The sequence below is a fragment of the Flavobacterium sp. JP2137 genome (assembly GCF_050562195.1).
In the GTDB taxonomy this organism is placed as follows: Bacteria; Bacteroidota; Bacteroidia; order Flavobacteriales; family Flavobacteriaceae; genus Flavobacterium.
Genome location: NZ_CP191647.1, coordinates 1486820 through 1500380 on the forward strand (window position 1 = coordinate 1486820; position 13561 = coordinate 1500380).

Below are 13561 nucleotides of genomic sequence, written 5' to 3' on the forward strand. Positions count from 1 at the left end.
CCGCTCAGGAGCGATGCTGCCTGAATGTCGTTTCAAAAGGGAGTTATAAGTGTTTTTTTTAAGGTATTTTATTGTGAAATAGTTGTGTGATTCTATTTATTTTTTTATAAAATCGAACCATTTTTTTTACTTTATTTAAAATTATTGTTTTTCGCTTATTTTGTTTTTTAAAATATTGAAAATCATTATTTATGGTTAAAGTTTTGCATTAAGCTTGAAATAATGTTTTTTTTAATAATTTTAAAGCAATGTTAAAACTGGGTTTTATGAAAAGAGCAATACTTATAGGATTATTTATTTGTTTTCAATGGAGTCTTTGTCGGGCTCAAATTGAGATAGGAACGGGAACAGCCACACAGCGGAATCCGCTTGGAAGTTACTATGGCTACGAGCGCTCGTCGGCTCTCTATACGGCTGAGGAAATTACGATGCCAGGAATTATATTGAATCTGGCTTGGTATGCAGAAGTCGGGGGAAAAGGCGCTCGACCGCTAAAGGTTTATTTAAAGGAAACCGCCGACAGCGAATTGACTGCAACCAACTGGGAGACGCAAATTGACGGGGCTGTTTTGGTATACGAAGACAGTATAGAACCGGTAGAAGGGTGGAATACCCTGGTGTTGACCACGCCTTTTTGGTATACGGGCTCGGCCAATAATCTAGTGGTTCTCGTCGAGGCGAATTTTGGTAACGGAGGCAACGGCGCAGGGGCTAATGGAAATGAAATCAGGTACAGTGTTTTTCCAAACAAGCACCTGTATTTTAACAGGGATTATTCCGTTCCAACGGTAAATGGCACCCTTTCGAGCTACAGGCCTAATTTAAGAATCCATATAATTCCTGCAGACAACTGTGTTTTTCCCCTTTTAATTCAACACGGCGAGGAAACGGTGAATTCAATCAAGTTCACCTGGCGGCATTTTGGCGAAAGTCCAGCATGGGGTACGGAGTATTATTTGTCTACTTCGCCCGACGTTCCAGATGATAATTCGGAAGTTACAGGCAGTTTAGCGGCAGGCATAACGGAAGTAGTAATCGACGAACTGATTGAGGGGGTCCGATACTATATTTGGTTTAGGTCTCGTTGTTCAGCCACGGAGTATAGCGACTGGACCGACGGACAGTTTTTTTATACCTTGAGGACTGGCCAAATCGGTATAGGTGAACACGCGACGAATTCCTTGCCGATTCAATCCGATAATTCATACACCTATTCACAGCAAATTTATTCGGCTAGCGAAGTAACAGCTGCTCTGGGAACCTATAACTATATAAAAAAGATCAAGTTTTACTTCAGCACTTCCGGAGCTACCGATAGTTATAAGGACTGGAAAATATTTATGGGAAATACGGCGCAATCAAATTTTGCCGGTACGGCTGCCACAAACTGGATTTCCACCGCGGGGTTAACAAGCGTTTTCGATGGGGTAGTTTCCTTTCCTACCAATCCTGAAGGGGACTGGATGGAAATCGATTTAGCAGAGCCGTTTTTATGGAACGGAACCAGTAATATAGTCGTTGCAGTACACGAATATACGCCTGGAAATGAGTCTGGTGCCCGATTTAGAATCATGGAAACAGGTGACGATTACCGAGGGATGCTGTATAGGACTTCATCGGTCAGTTATAATCCAAATCCCGACGACCCGCCTACGGCGATTGCTCGTTTTAAATATGTGCCTCAAATAGTACTGTCGGCTGAACCGGTACCAGGCTGTGTGGGAGTGACTTCCTATAGTTCGGATGAAATAACGGTGAATGCGGCAAAGCTACTGTGGACCAATCTACAGGAGAGTCTTGTGGCAACAGATTATTTTGTGGGAAACTCCTTAGATCAATGGCCTGCGGACACCACAGAGCCAACGGGTACGGTTGCGATACCGGTTAATGAAGTGGTGCTGCAAGATTTGGCTTCGGATACCGAATATTATGTGTGGTTTCGCAATCAGTGTACGCCAACGGAAAACAGCGGGTGGAGCGGGGTTCCCTTGCGTTTTAAAACTTTGATTAGGGGGTTTATTGGTCAGGGCGAAGCGACCAATTCGTATTTGCCACTCTATTCGCTTTTTTCACTGAATTACACCCAGCAAATCTATTTGAAGGAGGAATTGCGCCGGGCATTTGGGACCAGTTCGGAGTCGATGATTACACAACTGCAATTTCATTTTGATTCGGCCAACAGCACGGATAATTATAAGGATTGGAAGATTTTTATTGGAAATACCACAGTAGGGGAATATGAAGCTGTGACAAGTAGCGATTGGATTTCTGTGGAGACCATGCAGGAAGTTTTTGATGGGGAGGTCACTTTTCCCAATCCTACAAACAATTGGATGGCGATTCCCCTTACAGAGCCTTTCGCCTGGGACGGGAACAGCAATATTGTGGTGGCCGTCCAAGAGTATACCCCGGGCTATACATCAGGGGCTACTTTTCGCAAAATGGATACACCGACGGCCTACAGGGCGCTTTCATTTTATAGTGATTACGAATCTCCCGATGTGAATGACCCGCCCACACCAAAGGGGCGATACAAGTATGTACCCCAAATCATATTTTCGGTTGGTGAAATTGAAGTGCCCGATTGTTTAAAACCTATTTATGTAGGGGTCTACAATGTGGATAAGCATTCGGCAACCATCCGATGGACGGCGCCGATTCATACCCCGACTCAAGGTTATGAATTCGAGATCAGAACATCGGGAGAAGCTGGAAGCGGACCCGAAGGTCGCCTTGAGCTGGGTGCTGTAAATAATTCCACTTTGACATTGAACTTCACGGAGCTTGCAGACGACACCGAATATTTTGTCTACATAAGATCTAAGTGTACCTTGACGTCCTATTCGGGTTGGACCCGAGCAACGACTTTTGTCACGCGTTGTGAATATCCGGATTTTATCACCCGGGATGCTGAGCTCTGCGGGCAGGGGATCGCAACCTTGGAAGCGTGGATAACGGGAGCCACAGGGGTAATAAAATGGTACGATGTACCTTCGGGAGGTCGTGTTCTTGGCGAGGGCTTAACCTTTACAACACCGATAATAACGCGCACCAAATCCTATTGGGCACAGGGATTATCCGGTAGTTGCTTGTCCGATAGACAAAAGGTCGATGTGGTGGTGACGCCAGGGCCATTTTTTGCCTTGAGTGATGCGAATATGAATATTTGTGAAGGAGATACTTCAGCACTCGTAACCGTTATCAGCGATTTGGAAGCGTACGACAGCTATACCTGGTCTCCCGATATCGGTGTGGAAGGCAATCCACAATCCGGCTGGACTTTTAGTCCAACGGTCAATACGACCTACGAGCTTAAAGCGAAACAAAACAGCGGGAAGCGGTGTGAGGCCGTGAGAAAATTAAATGTTACGGTGCGGCCAAGGCCTCAGTTAGAAGTGAGTCCCGAGGGAGATAATACCGTAGTTTGTAAAGGCGATATTCACGCTTTTAACGTGAGTTATAATCAACGTCGCTTTGTTGAGGTGGGCCGTGATGCTACGACAAACACGGAAACAGAAAATAATTCGGCCTTTATCAACAGATGGAGCTCGGGTAAATCCCAACTGCTCTTTACTGCCGAGGAATTGACCCAAGCCGGACTAGTCGCCGGATGGATTAAAAGCATAGCCTTTAGCATTCAAAGCTTGGGGTCTGGAGCACTCAATAGAGATTATATGGTGAGAATCGCGACAACCGAGCTAACGGAGTTTCTGAATGTTGAAGTTGAAATACCGGATTTCGTGACGGTTTATGGCCCTTCAGATTATACACACACGAGTTCGGGTTGGCAGGAAATAGAGTTTGAGAACCCATTCGACTGGGATGGAACAAGTAATATAATAGTGGAAATCTCCTCCTTAGGAGCTAATTTATTGTATAATGCCAAAACACGTCATTCGGTAACGCCAACAAATACACTGCGCTTTCAATATGGTACTTACGGCACACCGACATTGTCAAATAAACGGTATAACGTAAAATTTAAAGCAGGAGAGGACTATGCCGTAACTTGGGAGCCCGTGGAAAATTTGTATATAGACCAAGCGGCAACCATGCCTTATTGGGCGGATTTTAACGCGAGGTATGTATATTATAAAGGACAAACCGAGGGAACGGAAAACCTGCAGTTACATGTTATATCGGAAAACGGTTGTGAGCGATTGATCAGCCATCAAATACGAACGGTGCTCATAACAGATGCCGTAGTGGAAGATCAGGTGTTTTGTGCTCCGGTAAGGGTTTCGGATTTGGCGGTAAGCGGACAAGAAGGCGCAGTGTTTAAGTGGTATCGCCGAAAATTTGGGGGAGAGCCACTAAGTCCAGATGCCGAATTGCGTACGGCCGATTATTACGTAGCGCAAGTTATCGGAGATTGTGTGTCCGACAATAGAATGTTGGCACATATTACGGTCTATAGCAAGCCCGTGGCTCCAGTGTGTAGTACCCGTATTGTTTGTCACAGTGGGATGCTGTCGGATTTAGAAGTGATTTATGATGCGCAGCATAATACCCTGAAATGGTACGATGCTAATTTCGACGAAATAACGGGCGATATCGCTTTGCAAACCGGTAACTATTATGTATCTCAAAGTAATTCGACTTGCGAATCGGACCGCGTTCCGGTGGTGATTGAAGTAAATCCCATACCGGTAACGCCAACGGCAGAGGCGACACAGCAGTTTTGTGGTGAAGCCCGAGTTTCCAGTATAGCGATGGCGTTGCTAGAAGGGGCTACGCCACAGTGGTACAGCAGTGCAGTAGCGACCACACCTTTGTCTTTAGATGCTTACTTGACTAGCGGAACCTACTACGGTGCTCAGCGACTCCGCGGTTGTGAATCGAATCGGGTTGCTGTAGCCGTTTTGGTGCAGCGCGCAGTAGCGGTGCCGGTAGTGGAAAATCAAAGTTTCTGCAACAGGACGGTAACCATAGTCGATTTAGAAGCAGCGACCTTGCCCGATGGACAATGGAATTGGTATAACACCGCTGTGGGAGGAGCGGTTTTATCTCCCGATCACGCTGTGGGTTCGGGCACTTATTACGTGGCGAGACAATTGGGTGATTGCGAGTCGGCCCGCAAGCCCGTAATCGTAAATTTGGTGAGCAATAGGCTGGCGCCCCAGGCCGTTGCACAATCGTTTTGCGGAGCGGCTACCGTAGCGGATCTCGAAGCTTTCACAGCTACGGGAATGACAGTAAATTGGTACCAGCAAAGTGAAGGAGGTCGTGTTTTGACCGAAGAAACGCTGCTGCAAACGGGCACTTACTATGTGAGTCAAACCATTTACCACTGCGAGTCTCCGCGAAGACCGGTAGCCGTGGTGGTCAATCCGATTCCTGCTACTCCGACGGGAGACGCCGTGCAGAAATTCGAGACCATAAATCCGATAGTAGGTGATTTAAGACTCGATCAAGAGGATCTGTGGTGGTTTAGCTCGGAAGAAGATGCGCTAAACAACATCCGCAGATTAGCAGAAAACACACCGCTTAACGACAATTATGTATATTATGCTACGGTGCGTTCGCCAGACAACTGTTTCAGTTTGCCTTTTGCAGTGCAGGTGGTTATTACCATGGGTATAACCGATTATGACGCGACAAAATTGGAATACCACCCAAATCCCGTCAAAGATGTACTGACGATTTCGTCTAAAGAAATCGTGAGTAGGGTGGAAGTATACGCCTTAACCGGACAGCAAATCTTAACAGTAGAACCGGCGACTCAACTCGTTTTAGTGGATATGAGCCAATTGGCCAATGCGACCTATCTGGTCAAAATCTATACGGAGACTGGAGGTATACAAGCGATAAAAATTGTCAAGCGATAAACAGATGGAGTATAGATAGAGAAGTCGTCTATTAGGAGGACACTGAAAAATCTAGTATACGTTTAAAATTATTGGTTAAAAAGGAGTGAAAATATTTTATTTTCGCTCCTTTTTTTATGTATTTAAATGTACTTATAAGGTTTTTAGTATGTTAATTCGGCAAGGGAAATGCTGTTTCGTCCTTGCGCTCCATGATGTGATTTGCTGGTTCCCAAGGATAATATGCGTAGAAAAATCAATGAGTTGATCGATTTTCATTTATCTATGATGAATTGTTGTGTAATTGCTGTAGTAATACTCGACCTAGGGCAGTGAGTCCAATATGTTCAAGTAGTTACTCCTGAAGACGATCAATACTATTTCCGATGTTGATGCCGTTAAACGCTTTCGCTTTGAGAGCGCTTTCAAGCAATTATAAATAAAACGCTTATAGGATTTTTTAGAAAGCCCCTATAAGCGTATTTTTTAGCAGTAAACGAACACGAAATGAAATGGGCAAGGTTATTCCGTGCCGATCTATTAGACGCCCTCTTTTTTGGAGATAAACGCTTATAATTCCACTTTGCCGCAGGGGCATATATTGAGTATTTTTTACATATTATGCATATGTTTTAACAAAATTATTAAAAAATACAAGATTATTTAAGGCAGTAAAAGGGTCTTTTCGTTCTTTTTTAAATAGTTATTGTGTTTTTTCTTTTTTTTGCTCTTTTTTTTGGTGCTAAGGTGTTGGTTTTCAGTTTATATGTAAAATTTAAGGACTGCCTCGTATGCGGTCTAAAGCTTCGTATGCGTGGGTTTGCGCAGAAAGTGCTAGTATTTTTTTCTAAATATGTGAATTTATTTAGGTAGGCTGTAATGAGTTTCTTTTTTGGATAATGTTTTTTTAAGTCTTTTGGCTATGGTTTTTAGGTTCTTTTTTGATAAAAAATAACATTTTTTTTAGTTAATTAGTAGTATTCGTTGATTTAAATTAAAAACAAAGGAATCTTGTCAAAGTGTAATTTCATTCCATAATGTTAAAGTTAAAATATTTATAAATTTTATTAAATAAAAGGTTATTTTAGCACTATCAATTAAACTGTAAATCAGATGAGGAACATTACATTATTGTTTTTTTTAATGAGTTTTATCACCACGATGAAGGCTCAGGTTACGGGATACGTTTTTACCCACTCGGTCGGTACCTACGTTCCTGTGAGCGCAACTGCGACACGGCTGACTGCTATTGAAGCAGATGACGCCATTTCTGCTTCCACCAACATTGGCTTTAACTTTGTATACGAGGGATCGCCTTATACGACTTTTAAAGCGAGTTCCAACGGCTTTATTAGCTTTGGTACAGGAACTGGGTCATTGTCGACTAATAATTTATCGACTTCAAATGCGGACTCTAGACCGATTGTTGCGCCTTTGTGGGACGATTTAGATGGTCGATCTACGGAAGGCTCTTTCGCGGGCTACGAACTCACGGGAACGGCTCCTAATCGAGTCCTGACCATGGAATGGCGAAATTGGGAATGGAACTACGGTAGTACGGCTGCCGTAATTAGTTTTCAGGTGAAGCTATATGAAACTACCAATGTTGTCGAATTTGTTTATCGTCCAGAGGCTGGCAATATCAATAGCGGAAGTGCTACTATAGGTATAGGCGGTAAAATGGGTTCTGGAAATGGAAGTTTCCTCAATCTTACTTCTATTGCTGCTCCGGCTGTAAGTGGTACCAATTCGGTTACCGATTTGAATGCCAAGCCAGTAGCAGGACAGATTTATAAGTTTACGCCTCCTGCTTGTTATGGACCATTGCAGATCGAGGTTACGGGAATAACTACCAGTTCTTTGGTCTTGAATTGGACCGCGGTAGATATTCAACGCGCCGGTCAATATGAGGTGAGAACTTCAGGAGCTCCGGGAAGTGGTGCAACGGGATTGATAGCCAGTGGTAACACAGCCGCAGGCGATACTTCAAAATTGATTAGCGGACTTGCTGATGACACGAGTTATACTGTTTATTTTAGAATGGCTTGTGGTACTAGTTTCTCTGTCTGGCTTGATGTGGCTATACGTTCGGCGATTATAGGACAAATTGGCAGTGGCGTACAAACCACCGACCAATTGCCGATATATACGCTTTACGGTTATAATTATTCGCAGCAAATTTATTTGGCCAGCGAATTGACTGCAGCAATAGGTACAAATCAGTTGATTACCAAAATTAAATTGCATTTTAAATCTACTTCGGCTACGGCCAATTATAAAGATTGGAAAATCTATATGGGCAATACGACGCAAGCCGCTTTTGCCAATACGACCAGTTGGGTGCCAGGTAATCAGTTAACTGCGGTTTTTGACGGAGTCGTGAATTTTCCAGATCCAACAGATGACTGGATGGAAATCAGTCTAAACTCAGCTTTTGTTTGGGATGGTGTTAGCAATATTGTCATTGCAGTGAGTGAGGTGACGCCATTGTATACCTCTGGAGCTACGTTTAGAAAAATGGATACCCCAACAAACCGAGGAATCTTATATAGAGAAGATGGTGCGCCGATTAATGTTAGCAGTCCGCCGACCGCTACTAGCGTACTAAAATTAGTGCCTCAAATTATACTTGAAGGCGAGCCGCTACCGGCATGTATGTATCCGCTGAATATTCAAGCGAGTGATTTAACGTCAAATTCTGTTAAGTATACTTGGAATATCATGGGAACCGCCCCTTATGTAAGTGTCGACTATTTCTTGTCTACAGATCCTACTCCTCCAGACGATGATGCTGAAGCCACGGGAACACTAGATGCGCCTGCAACACAATTGATTTTAAGTGATTTAAATGAAAATACACGCTATTATATCTGGTTAAGGCTCAACTGTACGACCACTGTCAAAAGTGTGTGGGCGGACATGAAGACGTTTAAAACCAATAGTCTCGGTCAAATTGGTACAGGAGAATTAGTAACCACTAGTTTGCCGATTCAATCGAATTATAACTACAACTTTTCACAGCAGATTTATTTGGCCAGTGAAGTGGCTACAGCGGTGGGAACCAGTAGGTATATCAAAAAGATTAAATTCCATTTTAGCAGTGTTTCTGCCACTGAAAATTACAAGGACTGGAAAATTTTCATGGGCAATACCACCAAGGGAAGCTTTGGAGGTTTAACAGCTACAGAATGGGTACCCGTAGCGGGAATGACTACGGTATTCGACGGAGTGGTGACCTTTCCAAACCCTACGGGAGATTGGATAGAAATTACCTTGGCCGAACCGTTTTTATGGGATGGAACCAGTAATGTCGTTGTCGGAGTACAGGAGTACACCGATGGAAATACGTCAGGAGCTAGTTTTAGAAGAATGGATACCGGCTCTACTTACAGAGGTTTGTTGTACCGCGTAGATGGTGCTGCTTCAGTACTAAATCTAAATGCGCTACCTGCAGCCAGTGCCCGCTACCAATACGTACCTCAAATCGTACTATTAGGTGAAGTGGCTCCGAATTGTTTGGGGGTGAGTTCAAGTTCTTATTCGGATTTAACCATGAATTCGGTGAAAGTGAATTGGGTCAACAACGCCACGGTTTTAGCCACAGAATATTTCTATGCAACCACTTTAGCGCAAGCACCTACAGCGGCTACGGCACCTATGGGGTCAGTAAATGCACCAGGATTGTTTGCGGATATAACGGGATTGACTGCCGATACACAGTATTATGTGTGGTTTAGAAACAAATGTAGTGCTACAGAGACCAGCGCTTGGTCTGGTTTGCCACTGTCTTTCAAGACTCCGATGAGAGGATTGATAGGGGGCGGTGCAGATACTACCGATCGTTTGCCAATATATAGCTATAACGCATACAATTACTCACAGCAAATTTATTTGGCTAGTGAAATACGCGCTTCTTTAGCCGGAACAGGACAACAGTATATCACTAAATTGAAATTCCATATTAATGGCGTGGGAACCATAGCTAATTATAAAGATTGGAAGATTCTATTAGGCAATACCACCAAGGCGGATTTCACCGGAACAACAGCCGACCAATGGGTGCCTATTACCGTTATGCAAGAAGTGTTTGACGGCGAATTGACCTTTCCCAACCCGACAAACGATTGGATGGAAATCACCCTGACAGAACCTTTTGCCTGGGATGGGATCAGCAATATCGTAGTAGCGGTGCACGAGTATACGCCGAGTTATACAACGGCAGCGATATTCCGAAAAATGGATACGCCAACCAATAGAGGCTTGCTCCACACATTAGATGGAACGCTGCAAAATATAGCCAATCCACCGGCGGCAACGAATGTGTATAAATTTGTACCGCAAATTGTTTTTGAAACGGCGGCTATGCCAAGCTGTTTAAAACCGGCGAATGTGCGTCTCGAAGGAGTGGGAAAAAATGCGGCAACGCTAAATTGGAGTGCCCCGATAAATATTCCAGCTCTTGGATATGAATACGAAGTGAGAACTTCGGGTGCGGCTGGAAGTGGAACAGTTGGACGGGTGTTGACAGGAACGGTTGCCAATACCGTACTGACGCAATTGTTGAGCGGATTAACCCCGTCAACGGAATATTTCGTATATGTGCGCTCGAGATGTACGGCTACGAATAATTCGGACTGGACCGTAGTGAAAAAATTCACTACCATGTGTAATTATACCGATTTTACCGTGCAAAACGCCGCGATATGTGGACAGGGAATTGTTACTTTAAGTATAACTGTGACCGGTACTACGGGTACTTTTAAATGGTATGATGTGGCTACTGGAGGAGTGGTTCTCTTTGAAGGTCCAGCCTTTACTACACCTTTACTGACGGCAAACAAGTCGTACTGGGTACAAGGAACTACGGGAACTGGAAACGACCTGTGTTTGTCGGAGAGAAAGAAAGTAGACGTGGTGGTATCCGCTGCTCCGGCCTTTACTTTGAGTAAAGCAGCATTAACCATCTGTGAAGGGCAGTCTTCTGAGGTTGTGACCGTAACTAGCGATGCATCTATTTATAATACTTATACGTGGTCGCCAGCCACTGGTGTAAGCGGAAATGCACAAACCGGATGGGTATTTAATCCAGCGGTTAGTACCGAGTATACGCTTATGGCCAAACAAACTGCAGGAGATTTATGTGAAGTAATTCGAACGGTCGAGGTAACCGTAAATACTTTGCCAGTGGTATCGGTAACGCCAGATCAAGATGAACTTATTCTTTGTCAAGATGACGTCAAAGAGTTTACTGTAGAATCGGTTGGCGGTGATGATTATTATACGATTGGTGCGGGTACTTTGCTGACCTCTGCAGCTAGTACAGAAAGTGCCTTTCAAAACTATAGAGCGAATGGGAAATCGCAATTGCTCTTTACTGCAGCCGAATTAAGAGCAAATGGTATTTCGGCAGGTCCGTTAAAATCGGTGTCGTTTAATATTAACTCTTTAGGTGATTCTGCGAGAAATGACGACTATACAGTTAAAATAGCTCCCACTACCTTAAGTAGTTTTGCTACGGCAAATTTTTTAACAACTGAGTTTACTACCGTCTATGGACCAGCGACATATACACATACCGCTTCAGGATGGCAAGAAATCGTGTTTACAACTCCTTTTGTTTGGGATGGAAGTTCTAATCTTATTTTGGAAATTTACCACAAAGGGGCAGATATGTATGCTAGTTCTACTACGTATTATACAGCAACTACCGATAATATGTTGCTATATAGTGGAACGACTTCTGCTACGGCAAATCTGAGTAAAAGGAGATATAACGTGAAGTTTAAAGCAAAAGCGGATTACCAGATTACGTGGAGTCCTGCTACGAATCTCTTTACCGATGAAGACACAACGGTGCCTTATGTATTAGGTGAAGCAGCGAATAAAATATTCTACAAAGCACAGACAGAAGGTTTGGAAGATTTAATCATGACAGCCTCTTCGGGTAATGGTTGTCCGCTAGTGAGAACCTTTAATATAAGAACGGTAGTAATTACCGATGCGGATGCACTCGATCAAGAGTTTTGCGGTGCTGTCCCAGTTTCGGAATTAGTAGCAACAGGTCAAGAAGGTGCAAGTTTCAACTGGTATCGTCAAGCCACTGGAGGCTTGCCTTTAAGCCCGACTACGCTATTGGTGACAGGTACGTACTATGTGACTCAAATTATCGGTACTTGTGAATCAACCACCAGACAAGCCATTCATGTAGATATTAAAAACAAGCCACTTACACCAATTTCAGCGAATAGAAATATTTGTGGTACGGCGATGTTGTCCGACTTGGATGTGACTTATGATGCGGCTAATACTTTAAATTGGTATGATGCGAATCAAGATTTAATCGTAGGCGATGTGGCCTTGCAAACCGGTATTTATTTTGTTTCTCAAAGCAATAACGTTTGTGAATCGGATCGTTTAAGAGTGAGTATTAGTGTGAATCCAGTACCTGGAGCTCCTACGGCTACAGCTTCTCAGACGTTTTGTGGAACGGCAAGAGTTTCGAATCTAGCCATTCAATTAGCGGCTGGAACAGTAGCGAAGTGGTATAGCAGTATGACGGCAACCACGGCTTTGTCTCCAAATGACTTCTTGAGCACGGGAACCTATTACGGCGCTCAGGTGAGCAACGGTTGTGAATCGACTCGAGTTGCGGTAACTGTAGTTGTTTATGACGAGGTGGCCCTGCCAATAGCGCAGAACCAAAATTTCTGTACAAACAACGTAACTGTTAGTGATTTGCTAGTGACCGCTTTGCCGGGAGCGCGAGTAAATTGGTATAATACAGCAACTGGAGGAACAGCCTTAGGAGCCAATCAACCGTTGACTTCAGGATTGTACTATGTGTCTCAAAAAATAGGCGACTGCGAATCGGCACGCGTGCGAATTGGTGTTAACATTGTTAACAACAATACGGCACCAAACGCCTTACCGCAGTCTTTCTGTGGCGCGACAAAAGTGTCTAACCTGCATGTGAATGTAGCTACGGGCATGATTGTAAAATGGTACGCACAAGAGCAAGGCGGAACCGCTTTAGCTAATGATGCTGCAATTCAAACGGGAACCTATTATGTGAGTCAATCGATTTACTTCTGTGAATCTCCGAGAAAACGCGTTGAAGTAGTGGTAAATCCAATACCAGCAACGCCAACGGGCAGTGATTTGCAAGTGTTTGAACACGAACCAAGCAGTGTAGTAGGCGATTTGGTTTTGGATCAAAACAACATCATCTGGTACAGCTCTGAACAAGATGCGGCAACCGATACCAACAGATTAGCGGCTAATATGCCGCTGATAGATGGAAACGTTTATTTCGGTGTACTGCGTTCCGATGCAGGATGTTTGAGCTTGCCATTCGCTGTGACTGTTAAAATCAACAAGCCTTTGGGAGTTAACGATTTTGATTTGACCAAGTTGAATTACTATCCAAACCCGGTTAAAGATGTTTTGACAATTTCATACAAAGAAACAATCACTCGAGTAGAAGTGTACTCCTTAACGGGACAACGCGTACTGACAATGAATGCTTCGGATTACCAAGTGTTAGTAGATATGAGCCGTTTGGCAGCAGCTACTTATGTGGTGAAGATTTATACAGATAATCAATCGCAATTTGTTAAAATTATCAAGAATTAAATGCAGTAAATATCCTGATTCTTTAAAACCCCAACTGATAATTCAGTTGGGGTTTTTCTTTGCTTTTTTGTTAAAGTTAATAAAAACTTAAAACTTGTTAAATAAAATACTATTTTAGCAAC

2 protein-coding genes are annotated in these 13561 nt (G+C 43.5%); both read left to right on the forward strand.

Going from position 1 to position 13561, the window contains the following annotated elements:
• Nucleotides 1–266: 266 nt before the first annotated feature.
• Nucleotides 267–5828, forward strand: a complete 5562-nt coding sequence (locus tag ACQZ43_RS06435) for a T9SS type A sorting domain-containing protein (RefSeq protein ID WP_430615129.1) — start codon at nt 267–269, stop codon at nt 5826–5828.
• Between the two features lie 1092 nt (nt 5829–6920).
• Complete coding sequence (locus ACQZ43_RS06440; RefSeq protein ID WP_430615130.1) at nt 6921–13439, forward strand: fibronectin type III domain-containing protein; 6519 nt, start codon at nt 6921–6923, stop codon at nt 13437–13439.
• Nucleotides 13440–13561 lie beyond the last annotated feature (122 nt).